Source organism: Actinomadura montaniterrae (assembly GCF_008923365.1).
GTDB lineage: Bacteria > Actinomycetota > Actinomycetes > Streptosporangiales > Streptosporangiaceae > Spirillospora > Spirillospora montaniterrae.
Genome location: NZ_WBMR01000229.1, coordinates 1 through 14,584 on the forward strand (window position 1 = coordinate 1; position 14,584 = coordinate 14,584).

The following is a 14,584-nucleotide window of genomic DNA, read 5'->3' on the forward strand; positions in this document are numbered from 1 at the left end:
CGAGCTGCTCCCCGCACTTCCCGAGGCGGCGGGGGCGGCGGTCCGGGCCGCGCTGGACGCCGGCGCGCCCGTCCCGGAGGCCGATCCCGCGTCGCTGCCGCCGCTGCTCGCGGACCCGCCGTGGACCCGGCCCCGCACGAAGACCGCGCAGGCCGTCCTCAAGGACCTGCCCTCGCCCGGCGTCCGGACGATCGAATGGCGGCCGGGGGAGCGCGAGGAGTGGACGGTCGACCTGCACCACCACTGGCGGTGGGCGGGGCGGCTGGACTGGTCCGCGCAGGCCGCGAAGCTCCGGAGCGGTGACCTGCCCGACCACATGCAGCCGATGCTGTTCGCCGAGGCCCCCGAGGACCTGGTCCGGCCGCTGCTGGCCGGCTGGGACCCGCCCGAGCCCTGGTACGTGGCCGAGTGGATGCGGCTCGTCGTCGCCCGGTTCGAGCTGGACGCCCTCGACGCCGCCGTGGCCGCGGCACGGCGCGATCCCGCGGGCGCCGGCGCGGTCCTGATGCCGTACGTGAGCGACGAGACGGCCCGGCTGATGGCGGACTGGCTCGTCCGGCTCAAGCAGGCGGGCCGCACGGCGCGGGCCTGGTTCGCCCGGCACGGCCTCGCGGCCGTCCCGGCGCTGCTGCCGCCTGCGCTCGGCAAGGCGGGCGCGGAGCGGCGGGCGGCCGAGGCGGCGCTGCGGTTCATCGCGTCCGAGCACGGCATTGGCGGCGTTGTGGACGCGGCGCGCGCGCACGGCGACAAGGCCGCCGAGGCGATCGAGGCGCTGCTCGCCGCCGACCCGCTGGAGGTCCTGCCCGCGAAGATCCCCGCGGTGGGCGACTGGGCCGACGTCCGGGTGCTGCCGCAGATCCTGCTCCGCGACCGCGAGCGCGCGCTTCCGGAGACCGCGGTGCCGCACGTCCTGACGATGCTGGCGATGTCGAAGCCCGGCGAGGTCTACGCGGGAGTCGACGTCGTCCGCGAGCTGTGCGACCCGGCGTCGCTGGCGGAGTTCGGGTGGGCGCTGTTCCGGCGGTGGGAGGCCGACGGCGCCCCGTCGAAGGACGCCTGGGCGCTGGCGCAGCTCGGATGGCTCGGCGACGACGGCACCGTCCGCCGCCTCACCCCCGTGATCCGCGCGTGGCCCGGCGACGGCGGCCACGCCAAGGCGGTGACCGGCCTGGACGTCCTGGCCCAGATCGGCACGGACGTCGCGCTGATGCACCTGCACGCGATCGCGCAGAAGGTGAAGTTCAAGGCGCTCCGGACGCGCGCCCAGGAGAAGATCGCGGAGGTGGCGGCCGGGCTGGAGCTGACGCCCGAGCAGCTCGCCGACCGGCTCGTCCCCGACTTCGGCCTCGACGACGCCGGGACGATGACGCTCGACTACGGTCCGCGCCGCTTCGTCGTCGGGTTCGACGAGCAGCTCAGGCCCTACGTCGCCGACGAGGACGGCAAGCGCCGCAAGGCCCTGCCGAAGCCCGGCGCGAAGGACGACCCCGAGCTCGCGCCCGCCGCGTACAAGGCGTTCACCACGCTGAAGAAGGACGTCCGGACCGTCGCCGCCGACCTGATCGCCCGCCTGGAGACGGCGATGGTGCGGAACCGCCGCTGGTCCCTCGACGAGTTCCGGGACCTGTTCGTCGCGCATCCGCTGTTCCGGCACCTCGTCCGGCGGCTGGTGTGGATCGCCGTCGAGATGGACCAGTACAAGAGCATCACGTTCCGGGTCGCGGAGGACGGCACGTTCGCGGGCGCGCACGACACCGCCCTGGACCTTCCCGAGACGGTCGTGGTCGGCGTCATGCACCCCGTCCACCTCGGCAAGACGGACCTGGTCGCCGCGTGGTCGGAGGTGTTCGCCGACTACGAGATCCTGCAGCCGTTCCCGCAGCTCGGACGCCCGGTGTACGAACTGGCCGAGGAGGAGCGCAAGAGCGGCCACCTCGCCCGGTTCGAGGGCGCCATCGTCCCGACCGGCCGGATGCTCGGGCTGGCCAAGCGCGGATGGGACCGCGGCACGCCGCAGGACGCGGGCGTGGAGTGCTGGATCTCCCGTCCCGCCGGGCCGGGCCGGCACGTCGTCATCGACCTCGACCCCGGCATCCCCGTCGGCGACCCGGACGCGCTGGGCGACCAGACGCTGCGGCGGGTCTGCCTGTGCCGCCGCCCGGACGACCTGTGGATGCACCACGGGGACCCGCTGCCGTTCGGCGAGCTCGACCCGGTCACCGCGTCCGAGGTCATCGCCGACCTGACCGCGCTCACCGCCGACGCCCGCTGAGAGGAACGCCGTGCCGGACACCGTGAAGGACGCCGCCGTGCCGGACGCGCCGCTGGACGCGCTGCCCGCGGACCTCGTCGACCCGCCCTGGCTGCGGAAGCCGGCCGCGCCCAAGGCCACGGGCGGGGGCACCGTGATCCCCGGACTCGAACCGCCGGGCGACCGGCGCATCGTCTGGGCGCCGGGCGAGCGCGAGCAGTGGGCGGCGATCCGCGCCTACGGCGGGCCGTGGGCGGACGGCGACTGGGAACGGGAGGCCGAGAAGGTCCGCGACGGGTCGATGTACCTGCCGAGCCAGGCCGGGTTCCTGGCGAGCGCGCCCGAGCACATCGCCCGCCCGCTGCTGGCCGCCTGGGAACCGCCCAAGGTGACCTGGGACTTCGACGAGTCGCTGAAGCCGATCATCGCGCGCTACGAGGACGCGGCATGGGACGTGTCGGTCCGGATGGCGAAGGCGAACCCGTTCGGGACCGGGCCCGTCCTCCTGCCGTTCCTCGGCGCGGACGTCGCGCGGCTGATGGCCGACTGGCTCTACCGGCTCAAGTCGGCGCAGGAGCTCTCCCGTGCGTGGTTCGCCCGGCACGGTCTCGACGCCGTCCCGTACCTGGTTCCGGACGCGCTGGGCAAGCGGGTCGGCCCGCGCCGCAACGCCGTCCACGCGCTGCGCCTCATCGAGGGCGACGTCGTGGAGGCGGCGCGGGTGTACGGCGACGAGGCCGCGCGGGCCGTCGCGGCACTGCTCGCGGACGCGCCGGAGCAGGCCGAACCCGCCCACGAGCGGCCGAAGCCGCCGGACCTGCCCCGATGGCTGGACACCGAGGCGCTGCCCCGGCCCGTCCTGCGGGACGCCGGGCTGCGCTTTCCGCCGGACGCCGCCCGCAACCTCGTCCACCTGTGGGCGATGGCGCTGAGGCCGGGCGCGTTCCCCGGCGCAGCCGAGGCCGCCGAGGAGACCGCCGCGCTCTGCGACCCGGCGTCCCTCACCGCCTTCGCCTGGGCGCTCTTCGAGGCGTGGCGGGCGGCCGGAACGCCGGGCCGCTCCGCGTTCGTCCTGCCCGCGCTCGGCCGGTTCGGCGACGACGAGACCGTCCGCCGCCTCACCCCGCTGATCAAGGAATGGCCCGGTCAGGCCGGGCACGACCGCGCCGTCGCCGGCCTGGACGCGCTCGCCGCCATCGGCACCGACCTCGCGCTCCTGCACCTCGACGGCATCGCGCGCAGCGGCCGCTACAAGGGGCTGCAGCGGCAGGCGCAGGCCAAGCTGCGCGAGGTCGCCGCGCGCAAGGGGCTGAGCGACGGGCAGCTCGCCGACCGGCTCGTCCCGTCGTTCGGCCTGGACGGCGCGGGCGCGATGACCCTCGACTACGGCCCGCGCCGCTTCACCGTCGGGTTCGACGAGCAGCTCCGGCCGCACGTGACCGGCGAGGACGGCAAGGTCCGCAAGACCCTGCCCAAGCCCGGCGCCAAGGACGACCCGGCGCTCGCGCCGGACGCGCACCGGCGGTTCACCGAGCTGAAGAAGGACGTCCGCGCTGTCGCGTCCCTCCAGATCGCCCGCCTGGAGGCCGCGATGGTCGAGGGCCGCACCTGGACGCCCGGCGAGTTCGCGGCGTTCCTCGTCCGGCACCCCCTGATGTGGCACATCGCGCGCCGCCTGGTCTGGACGTCCGGCGGCACCGCGTTCCGGCTCGCCGAGGACCGCACGCCCGCCGACGTCCGCGACGACGCCTTCGACGTCGTCGACGACGTGCGCATCGCCCACCCTCTGCTGCTCGGCGACGCCCTGCCCGCCTGGGCGGAGCTGTTCGCCGACTACGAGATCGTCCAGCCGTTCCCGCAGCTCGCGCGCCCCGCGTTCACCCTCGCCGACGGCGAGGGCCGCGACGGCGCCCTCGCCCGCTTCGAGGGGCTGCGCGTGCCGACCGGGAAGATCCTCGGCCTGACCCGGACGGGCTGGGAGCGCGGCCCCGCGCTCGACGGCGGCGTCCAGCGCTGGATCTCCCGCCGCGCCGGCGCCCACCACGTCGTGGTCGACCTCGATCCCGGGATCGTCGCGGGCTATGTCGACCTGAACCCCGAGCAGACGCTGGAGCACGTCTGGATCGCGCCCGCACCCTGCGAGCACTGTTCCGCGTCCCCGATCGAGAACGGCTTCACCGCCGTCGATCCGGTCCTGCTCTCAGAGATCCTCGCCGACCTTACGAACCTCGGCTGAGGCCTCGTCGACGGCGGCCAGCACGTCCCCGACGATGTCCTGTGCGTTCTCGACGCCGACCGAGAACCGCACGAACCCCGGCTCAACGGCGTCGCCGCCCCAGCGGCCCCTGCGCTCGGCGGAACTGTGCACGGAACCGAAACTCGTCGCCTGGTTGACCAGCCGCATCGCGCCGAGGAAACGCTCCGCGAACGCCTCGTCCGGCAGGACGAACGAGACGACGCACCCGAACCGCCGCATCTGCTTCGCCGCGATTTCGTGGGACGGGTCGTCCGGCAATCCCGGATACCGCAACCCGACCACCTCGGGCCGCTCTTTCAACGCCTCGGCCAAGGCCATCGCATTGGCGTCCTGCCGGTCCAGCCGCAATTCCAGCGTGGCCAGCGAACGGTGCGCCAGCCACGCCTCCATCGGCCCCGGAATGGCGCCGACCGTCTTCCGCCACAGCCGCACGCTCTCGGCGAGGGCCTCGTCCCGCGTCGCGACATGCCCGAGCAGCAGGTCACCGTGCCCGGTCAGCGCCTTGGTGTCGCTCGCCACCGAGAAGTCCGCGCCCAGGTCCAGCGGACGCTGCCCGAGCGGCGTCGCCAGGGTGTTGTCGACCGCCACCAGCGCACCCGCCTCGTGCGCCGCCTCGACCAGCCGCGCGATATCGCACACGTCCAGATTCGGATTCGACGGCGTCTCCACCCACACCAGCCGGGCGCCGTCGAGCAATTCCATCTGCGCATTGCCCGCCGTCGGCGCCATCCGTATGACCGCCCCGTACGATTCGAGCCGCTCCTTCAACGCCCGCGTCGTCTGATAGCAGTCGTCCGGCAATACCACAACGTCACCGGATCGCACCTGCGACAGCAGGACCGCCGCGATCGCCGCCATTCCCGATGAGAACGAAACGACCTCCGCGCCGCCCTCCAGTTCCCCGATCGCCGCTTCCAGCAACGTCCACGTCGGATTGGTGTCGCGCCCGTACGTGTAGGGCCCCACCGGCTCGCCCGGCAGATGGTAATGCGCCGCGAAGGCCGGCCCCGGCAACGGCGGCGCGTACTTCTTCGCGGGCGGCCTCCCGGCCCCCACCGCCAGCGTCCCGTCCCCAAGCTCGCGCGTCACACGTCCTCCTCTTCGTCGCCCCCATCGTCCCGCACCCCTCCCACCAGCACGAACACGCCCCCTCGGCCGCCGGCGCACCGCAGCGCGCTCACCGGGCCGTCCACACGACGCCGCCGTCCAGCCGCGACGCCTCCGCGACCGCACCGAGGTCGATGTACGCGCCGCGCCCGATGAGGCTGACCCGCACCCGCCGGACGACGCCGCGCGCCCCGCCCGGCGCCCCGCGCAGCACCGCGTCCACGTGCCGCGCCACCGTCGCCCAGTCGTCCGACACCCCGCCCGCCGACGCCTCCGGCACGTCCCACGAGTAGAGCACCGGCGGCTCGCAACACCCGCGCCTCATGCACCCTCCGCATCCGTCTCGCATTCCGTAACGAGACGAACACGCTAAGCACCAGGCCGCCCCACCGGTTTCGCCCCCGAAACCCGCCCCGACCCAACGTCAGGCGAGGTTCATGCGCCACGCCAGCCCCCGCAGGTCGCGGCCCGGGGCGCGGGTGAGAAGGTCGGCGATGAGATCCCTGATCAAGGGGTGGTTGTGCACCTGCTGCGGGGAGAGGCGTTCTGCGTGACGCAGCTCCCGGACGGCTTCCGCGTTGTGACCCAGCATCGCGTGGGCGCGGGCGCGCTCGATGCGCAGGGCGGCGCGCCTGTTGTGGGACGCGAGCGCGCGCGGCTCGACCGCGTCCGCGTGCGTCAGGGCCTCACCGGGCTCCTCTGCCTCCACGGCGAGAGACGTGCGCCAGACGCCGACGTTGGCGGGGCCGAACAGTTCCCAGGCGTCCGGGGCGTCGCCCAAGGGCTCCGCGATGCGCGCGGCCTCGGCGGCGTGCTGCCGGGCGCCGTCATGGTCGTTGACGACCTGGCAGGCCAGGGCGGACGACAGACGCAGCATTCCGTAGACCTCACGGGAGAAGCGATCGTCGCCGACGTGCGGCTCGACGGTGTCGGCGGCCCGCGCCGAGGTCATGAGGGCGCGAGGTCGGTTGGCCGAGCTGCGGGCGTGAGCGCGGCCGAACGCGGCGGCGCCCGTCCAGACCGGATCGCCGAGCAGTTCCGCCGCCTCGCGCGCGCGTTCGCCGCTGATCCACGCCAGGTTCGTCTCGCCGAGGTGGCGCAGCGTGCAGGTCCCGTCGGAGCCGCACGCGCGTATCAGCAACTTCAGCGCCCCCGCACGATCGGGCTCCGCACCCGTGGCGGCATGCACGCAAAGCTCCCCGATGACGTCCGGCAGCAGCCGGACGACCGTCGCGTAATCGGCCTTCATCAACGCCTGGTCGACCCGCTCCAACTCCGAGCGAAGGAAGGCCACCGGTCGTGCGGCGACGTCCGGAGGGTCGTCGAGGGCGGCGTCGAGGAGGACGTTCTGCATCGGGACGAGGCTGAACTCGCGGCGGTCGGGGCGGATCTCCGGTGCGGGCATGCCGAGCAGCGCGTCCGCCGACACTTCGAGGGCCTGGGCCAGCGCGGCGATGTCGGAGCGCCGCTCAAGGCGCAGACGCCCGTTCTCGACCCGGCTCAGCCATCCCTTCGTGCGGCCGCAGAGCCCTGCCGCGACCTCCAGGGACATGCCCCGCGCCCGCCGGGCGGCGCGGACGTTGTCGCCTATGCGCCGCACGTCGTCCGTCATGGTCGACCACCCCGATCATCCAACGTACGCCGGACCGCGCAGGATAGGGGCTTGCGGCGGGGACGGGTTTCCGTGCGGAAACGGGGCCGGGGCGAATCCTTTCCGGGGGTCGGGGCCTCCTATGGGCGTGCCGGTGAACGGGCCGGCGCGGGAACGGAGGTCATCATGCTGATCGCAGGGGTCGTCGCGGGTGCGGCGGTGCTCGTGTGCGCGTGTACCGCCGCCGTGGTGCGGCGCAGGACGGGGTCGCGTGGCTGAGCGGACGTGGCCGGGGGAGCGGCTGGTCGCCGGGGCGCAGCGGGGCGACGCGGAGTCGATCGCGGCGCTGGTGTCGGGGTCGCATCCGCACGTCCGGCGGTTCGCGCACGCGCTGTGCGCGTCGCCGCAGGACGCCGAGGACGCCGCGCAGGAGGCGCTGATCGTCCTCTACCGGAAGATCGGGACGCTGCGCGCGTCGGGCGCGCTGGCGTCGTGGATGTTCCGGATCGTCCGGAACGAGTGCCTGCGCCGGGCGCGGACGGTCCTCCAACCCAGGGAGATCCCGGACGGCGCCGTGCCGTCGGCGGAGGACGACGTGCTGCGGCGGCTGGAGGCCGAGCGGGTCGCGGCGGCGATCGCCGCGCTGCCCGCCGACCAGCGGCGCGTCCTGATCATGCGGGACGTGCAGGGCATCCCGGGACGGACGGCCGCCGGCGCGCTCGGGCTGAGCGTGCCCGCGATGAAGTCGCGGCTGCACCGGGCGCGGGCGGCGGTCCATGAGGCGCTGGAGGGCGGCCATGACCGATGAGTCGTTGGGACGGCATCTGCTGCGGGGCGCGGTGGGGTTCGGCGCGCTGGCGGGCGCGGTCGCGCTCGTCCCCGCGATCGGGCTCGCCGGGCTGCTGCTGGCGCCGGTCGGGCTGGTCGCGCTGCGCGGCTGCCCGTCCTGCTGGTTCATGGCGCTCGCGGAGACCCTGTCGCGGGGACGGCTGGAGCGGTCGTGCGAGGACGGGACGTGCGAGCTTTCCGTGGCCGCTCGTCCCGCCGCGGAAATGTCGGAGCGCCGCCCTACGCTGGCGGGCGCCGACATTTCCGATCTTGGGGTGGTCCGCCGGGACGCTCCTCTACCGTGAGGCGACATGGACGATCTCCCCCCGCTCCCCGACGAGGACGCCCTGACGCTTCCGGCCGCCTGGCGCCGCAAGCTGCACCCGAGGCGCGGCGGGCTGCCCGGCCCGGCCTTCCCGATCGACGACGCGGCACCCGCGAGGGCGCGCGCGCTGATCGAGCAGCCCGGCGGCCCCGTGGAGGCGATCGCCCCGGACAAGAGCGGCGCCCCGGACCTCGCGGAGGCGGCCCTGCGGCACCTGGCCGGGGAGGCCGATCCGGTGGGCGCGGCGGCCGTCGCGACCGTGGCCCTCCTGGGCTTCACGCTGGTGAGGTCCGACGCCCCCTACGAGACCTTCATCGACTCCTGGATCATCGAGCGGGGCCTGCCGTTCGCCGCCTGCGCGGCGGTCGAGCTGGCCCGGATGACCGGCCAGCGGTCCGGGAAGGACGGCCCCTGGAAAGGCGGCTGGCCCGGGGTCAACCGCGGGCTGACCAGGTTGGGGCCCGGGTCGCCGGCCGACGGCCTGCGCAAGGTCCGCGGCCTGCTGGCGGCCGCCGACGAGGAGGTGTACGCCGAGGCGGTCGAGCGCCTGGTGGCGCACCGGGACGGCTGGGAGGCCCGGTGGCTGGTGTCCTACCTGGTGCCGACCCGCCGGGACTGGGTGGAGGAGTGCTGCGCCGCTCCCATCGTCAAGGGACGCCCCTCGGGCCTGCACGCGCTCGCGCTGGCCTCGCTCGGCACGCCCGCGCAGCTCGCGGCGCCCTACCCGGCGATCGGCCTGCATTTCGGCGGGGCGTCCGCCGACGTGCTCGCCACGATGGCGGACGGGATCGGCCCCGGCCTCGTGCCGTACCTGCTCGAGCAGCTCGACGGCCGGTACTTCGACGCGGAGGACCGCAAACGCATCGCCAGGACGATCGCGCTGCTGCCCTCGGACGAGGCGTTGCGCGCGCTGCTCGACCGGCGCGACGACAAGTACCTCAAGGCCGAGCTCGGCGACGCGCTGAAGCGGTTCCCCGTCCGGGCGCTGCGGGTGCTCGCGGAGGCGGGCGATGACGTGCTCCTGGAACAGCACGTCCGGACCAGTCCCGGCGTCGTCGCGGCGCTGCCCGGCCTCCCGGACGGCGTGCGCGCGGCCATGGAGAAGGCCGCGGCGACGTCCACCCGGTTGCCGGAGGCCCCGGCGGACGCCGTCCCCGCGATACTGGCCGCCCCGCCGTGGGAGAACCCCTTCCAGCCGGTCATCGCCGGCCTGGCGCCGCCCGAGGGGGAGCTGCGCTGGCGGGACGGCGAGCACGCGGACTGGCTCGGCACCGACGTCGGCTCCGTCGACGCGCCCCCGAGCGGCGACGCGGAGACCCTGGCCCGGTGGATCCGCGAGGGCGGCGCCCGTTCCGTGGCGCCGGTGGTGCACGGGCCGGAGGACGTCGTCCGGCCGCTGCTCGCCGGCTGGAAGGGCTACGACCGGTACGACACCGGAAAGTGGATGCGGCGGGTCATCGCCCGCTACGGCCTCGACGCGCTGCCGCCGGCGCTGCGCGTCGCGAAGAAGAACCGGAGGCGGATCGCTCTGCTCGAGCCGTTCCTGCACGCCGACGTGGCGCTGGCCATAGGCGACCGGCTGGGCGGCAACGATCCCGACGCCGAGCGCTGGTACGACCGGCACGGGTTCGACGCCGTGCCGTACCTCGTCCCGGCCGCGCTCGGCAAGGCGAAGACGGCGCGCCGCTCCGCCGTCCGGGCGCTGCGCCACCTCGACCGCGACGACCCCGGCAGGCGCCGCGCGATCGGGGACGCGGCCCGCGCCGCCCACGGCGATGAGGCCGCCGCCGCGGTCGAGGGCCTGCTGACCGCGCACCCCGTCGAGACCGGCGATGCGGCCCCGCCGAAGACGCCCGGCTGGGCGGATCCGGCCGTCCTCCCGCAGGTGCTGCTGCGCGGCGGCGGGCAGGCGCTCCCCGCCGCCGCCACCGCCCGCCTCGTCGAGCTGCTCGCCCTCCCGACCCCCTTCGGCCTGGACGCGGTCCGGGAGGCGTGCGACCCGGCGTCGCTGGCGGAGTTCGGCTGGGCGCTGTTCCAGAAATGGCAGGACGCGGGCGCCCCGTCCAAGGAGGGCTGGGCGCTCGTCCAGCTCGGCCGGGTCGGCGACGACGCCACCGTCCGCCGCCTCACGCCGGTCATCCGCGCCTGGCCCGGCGACGGGCGGCACGCCCACGCGGTGACGGGCCTGGAGGTGCTCACCGGCATCGGATCCGACGTCGCGCTGATGCACCTGCACGGCATCGCGCAGAAGGTGAAGTTCCAGGGCATCAAGCGCGAGGCGCAGCGCCGCATGCGGCAGGTCGCCGACCGGCTCGGGCTGTCCACCGACCAGCTCGCCGACCGGATCGTCCCGTCGTTCGGGCTGGACGACGAGGGCGCCATGACGCTCGACTACGGCCCGCGCCGCTTCACCGTCGGGTTCGACGAGGCGCTCAGGCCGGTCGTCGCCGACGAGTCCGGCAAGCCCCGCAAGTCCCTGCCGAAGCCCGGCGCGAAGGACGACCCGGCCCTCGCGCCCGCCGCGTACCAGGCGTTCGCCGACCTGAAGAAGGACGTCCGCGCCGTCGCCGCCGACCTGCTGCGCCGCCTGGAGGGCGCGATGGTCGCGCAGCGCCGCTGGACTCCCGCCGAGTTCGGCGAGCACGTCGTCGGCCACCCCCTCGTCCGGCACGTCGCGCGCCGCCTCGTCTGGTTCGCGGAGGACGGCGACGCCGTCACCCCGTTCCGGATCGCCGAGGACCGCACCTTCGCCGACGTCGGCGACGACCTCGTCGAGGTGCCCGAGCACGCCGCCATCGGCCTCGCGCACCCCGTCCAGCTCGGCGGCGCGCTCGGCGCGTGGGCCGAGGTGTTCGCCGACTACGAGATCCTGCAGCCGTTCCCGCAGCTCGGCCGCACCGTCCACGCGCTCACCGAGGCCGAGCGGGGCAGCGAGCGGCTGGAGCGGTTCGAGCAGCTGAAGGTGCCGCTCGGCACCGTCGTCGGCCTCGTCGGCCGCGGCTGGGAGATCGGCGCGCCGCAGGACGGGGGCGTCCAGGAGTGGATCTCCCGCCGGGTCCCCGGGAACCGGTACGTCGTCATCGACCTGGAGCCCGGCCTCTACGCGGGCGAGCTGGCCGCGTCCGGCGACCACCAGACCCTCCGGATCGTCTGGCTCGGCGCGGAGGCCCGCGCCCACCGGTACCGCTCCACCAGGGACGCCCCGCTGCGCTTCGGCGACCTCGACGACGTCACCGCGTCCGAGGTCCTCGCCGACCTGACCCGCCTCGCCGCATCCGCCGTCTGACCCGGAACGGACACCATGCCCGAGAAGACCGCCGACCATCAGAGACCGCCCGCGGAGGTGCGGTTCGCCGACGAGCTGGACCGGCTCCGCGAGCACGACGAGGGGCCGCGCCCGCCCGGCTGGGCGCTGAGCCTGACCGGCGCGCGCCGGTTCATCGTCGGCGACGACGCGCTCGGCGTGACCCGCAAGTTCGTCGGCGACACCGCGCTCATCGACCGGGCCCTGGTCACCCTCGCCACGAGCCGCGGGCTGATGCTGGTCGGCGAGCCCGGCACCGCGAAGTCGCTGCTGTCGGAGCTGATCGCGGCGGCGGTGTCCGGGGCGTCCACGCTGACGATCCAGGGCGGCGCGGCGACCACCGAGGACCAGATCCGCTACTCGTGGAACTACGCGCTGCTGGTGTCGGAGGGGCCGTCGACGCGGTCGCTGGTGCCGGCGCCGCTGCTCACCGGGATGGCCGAGGGGAAGGTCGTCCGGTTCGAGGAGATCACCCGCTGCCCGCTGGAGGTGCAGGACTCGCTGCTGTCGCCGCTGTCGGACCGCGTCCTCGCGATCCCGGAGCTGTCCGGGCCGGAGTCGATGGTGTTCGCCCGCGAGGGGTTCAACGTGATCGCGACCGCGAACACCCGCGACCGCGGCGTCAACGAGATGAGCGCCGCGCTGAAGCGGCGGTTCAACTTCGAGACGGTCTTCCCGATCGCCGACTTCGCGACCGAGCTGGACCTGGTCGAGCGGGAGGCGGCGCGGCTGCTGGAGCGCAGCGGCGTCGGCGTCGCGCCGCGCCGCGACGTCCTGGAGGTGCTGGTCACCACGTTCCGCGAGCTGCGGAACGCCACCACCGAGGAGGGCCGCCCGATGGACCGGCTCTCGGCGGTGATGAGCACGGCGGAGGCGGTGTCGGTCGCGCACGCGGTCGGCGTGCGGGGCTGGTTCCTGCGCGGCGAGGCGGGCGGCGCCGCCGACATCGTCGAGTGCCTCGCCGGGACGGCCGCCAAGGACAGCGCCGACGACCTGACCCGGCTGCGCCGCTACCTGGAGCAGACCGCCGCCCGGCGCGACGGCGAGCAGTGGAAGGCGCTGCACGCCGCCCGGCACCGGCTGCCCGGCTGATGGCCGTCACGTTCATCGGCGTCCGGCACCACAGCCCGGCGTGCGCGCGGCTCGTCCGCGACACGATCGCGCGGCTGCGTCCCGCGTACGTGCTGGTGGAGGGGCCCGCCGACGTCAACGGGCGGCTGGACGAGCTGCTCCTCGGCCACGAGCCGCCGATCGCGGTCTACAGCTTCTACCGGGACGGCGAGCGGGTCCACTCCTCGTGGACCCCGTTCTGCGCCTACTCGCCGGAATGGGCGGCGCTCAACGCGGGCCGGGCCGCCGGCGCGGAGCTGCGGTTCATCGACCTGCCCGCGTGGCATCCCGCGTTCGCCGAGCGCGGCAACCGGTACGCCGACGCCGAGCGCCGCTACGCCGACGCCACCGAGCGGCTGTGCCGCGAGTTCGCCGTCGACAACACCGACGTGCTGTGGGACCACCTGTTCGAGATCGACGGCGCCGACCTGCCCGACCTGCCCGAACGGCTCGGCGCGTACTTCGGCCTGGTGCGCGGCGAAGCCGACCCGGGCCCCGACGACTCCGCGCGCGAGTCGTACATGGCGGCGTGGATCCGCGCGGCGCGGGCCGACGCGGGGGACCGGCCGGTCGTCGTCGTGACCGGCGGGTTCCACAAGCCCGCGCTCGAAGCCCTCGCCCGCACCGGCGGCACCGAGTGGCCCGCGGTGCCCGCGCCGGGCGAGGACGCGACGGGCGGCAGCTTCCTCGTCCCGTACTCGTTCCGGCGCCTCGACGCGTTCACCGGCTACCAGTCCGGGATGCCGTCACCGGAGTACTACCAGCGGCTCTGGGAGGACGGCCCGGACGGCGCCGCCGCCGCGCTGACCGAGACCGTCGTGACGCGGCTCCGCGGGCGCAGGCAGGTCGTGTCGACCGCCGACCTGATCGCCGCGCGGACCCTCACCGAGGGCCTCACCCGGCTGCGCGGGCACCGCTCGCCCGCCCGCACCGACCTCCTCGACGGCCTGGTGTCCGCGCTCGTCGGCGAGGACCTCGACCAGCGGCTGCCGTGGACGTCGCGCGGCCCCCTCGCGCCCGGCGCGCATCCCGCGGTCACCGAGATGGTCGCGGCGCTGAGCGGGAGCCGCGTCGGCCGCCTGCACCCTGACACGCCCGCGCCGCCGCTCGTCCACGACGCCGCCGCCGAGCTGGAGCGGCTCGGCCTCGCGGCCGGCGGCCGGATCACGCTGAAGCTGACCACCACGCGGGGCCTGGAGCGCAGCCGCGCGCTGCACCGGCTGCGCGTCCTGCGCATCCCCGGCGCCGAGCGCGAGTCGGGCCCGGCGACGGGTGCCGACCCGGTGCTGGAGGAGGTCTGGCACCTCGACACGTCCGACCGCGGCGGTGCCCGGCTCGCCGCGCTGATCGAGGCGGGCGCCTACGGGCCGACCCTCGGCGACGCCGCGGCGGCCGCCCTCGACGAGCGGACCGCCGGCGCCGGCGGCGACATGGAGCGGCTCGCGGACTCGCTGTTCGACGCGGCGCTGTGCGGCTGCGCCGGGCAGTCCGGCCGCATCGCCGCGTCCCTCGCCGCCGGCGTCGCGGGCGCGTCCGACCTCGGTGCGCTCGGCCGCGCGCTGGACGTCGTCCTCGGCCTGTGGCGGCACGACCACGTCCTCGGGACGGCCCGCAGCCCGCTGTTCGGCACCGTCATCGAGGAGTGCACGGAACGGATCCTGTGGCTCGCCGAAGGGATCCGCGGCGGTCCGGAGCCCGCCGACCGCGCCCGGCTGCGGGCGCTCGCCGCGGCCCGCGACGCGCTGCTGCACGCCGCCGGGACGCTCCGCGTCGACCGGGACGCGGCGCTCGGCGTCGCCCGCCGCGTCGCC

At 75.2% G+C, this 14,584-nt stretch carries 10 protein-coding genes; 7 read left to right on the forward strand and 3 right to left on the reverse strand.

The annotated features are described in order from the left end of the window. Together F9B16_RS42220 and F9B16_RS42225 are read left to right on the forward strand one after the other, a co-directional pair. Positions 1–2,272, forward strand: a 2,272-nt coding sequence (locus F9B16_RS42220) for a DUF4132 domain-containing protein (protein ID WP_151545885.1), incomplete at its 5' end; no start/stop codon positions are given. Between the two features lie 10 nt (positions 2,273–2,282). Next, on the forward strand, positions 2,283–4,487 hold the full coding sequence (locus F9B16_RS42225; protein ID WP_151545886.1) for a DUF4132 domain-containing protein: 2,205 nt from the start codon (positions 2,283–2,285) through the stop codon (positions 4,485–4,487). Here F9B16_RS42225 and F9B16_RS42230 read toward each other — a convergent pair. The 3 genes from F9B16_RS42230 to F9B16_RS42240 form a co-directional block, all read right to left on the reverse strand. Then, positions 4,452–5,597: a cystathionine gamma-lyase gene (locus tag F9B16_RS42230; RefSeq protein WP_151545887.1), complete on the reverse strand. Its 1,146-nt coding sequence runs from the start codon at positions 5,595–5,597 to the stop codon at positions 4,452–4,454. The two genes, F9B16_RS42225 and F9B16_RS42230, sit on opposite strands and share 36 nt — an antisense overlap. Before the next feature lie 88 nt (positions 5,598–5,685). Next, positions 5,686–5,940, reverse strand: a complete 255-nt coding sequence (locus tag F9B16_RS42235; protein ID WP_151545888.1) for a hypothetical protein — start codon at positions 5,938–5,940, stop codon at positions 5,686–5,688. A gap of 99 nt (positions 5,941–6,039) precedes the next feature. After that, entirely contained in the window at positions 6,040–7,227 is a 1,188-nt protein-coding gene (locus F9B16_RS42240) for a helix-turn-helix domain-containing protein (RefSeq protein WP_151545889.1), read from the reverse strand. A gap of 250 nt (positions 7,228–7,477) precedes the next feature. On the opposite strand from F9B16_RS42240, the gene F9B16_RS42245 reads away from it, so the two are divergent. The 5 genes from F9B16_RS42245 to F9B16_RS42265 all read left to right on the forward strand — a co-directional run. Then, positions 7,478–8,014, forward strand: coding sequence for an RNA polymerase sigma factor (locus F9B16_RS42245; RefSeq protein WP_151545890.1), 537 nt, complete (start codon positions 7,478–7,480; stop codon positions 8,012–8,014). Then, on the forward strand, positions 8,004–8,339 hold the full coding sequence (locus tag F9B16_RS42250; protein ID WP_225992429.1) for a hypothetical protein: 336 nt from the start codon (positions 8,004–8,006) through the stop codon (positions 8,337–8,339). Before F9B16_RS42245 ends, F9B16_RS42250 begins: the two co-directional genes overlap by 11 nt. A 6-nt stretch (positions 8,340–8,345) precedes the next feature. Next, positions 8,346–11,645: a DUF4132 domain-containing protein gene (locus F9B16_RS42255; protein WP_151545891.1), complete on the forward strand. Its 3,300-nt coding sequence runs from the start codon at positions 8,346–8,348 to the stop codon at positions 11,643–11,645. 15 nt (positions 11,646–11,660) lie between these two features. Further along, positions 11,661–12,755: an AAA family ATPase gene (locus F9B16_RS42260; RefSeq protein ID WP_151545892.1), complete on the forward strand. Its 1,095-nt coding sequence runs from the start codon at positions 11,661–11,663 to the stop codon at positions 12,753–12,755. Beyond that, positions 12,755–14,584, forward strand: a 1,830-nt coding sequence (locus F9B16_RS42265) for a DUF5682 family protein (RefSeq protein ID WP_151545893.1), incomplete at its 3' end; no start/stop codon positions are given. The genes F9B16_RS42260 and F9B16_RS42265, both read left to right, overlap by 1 nt.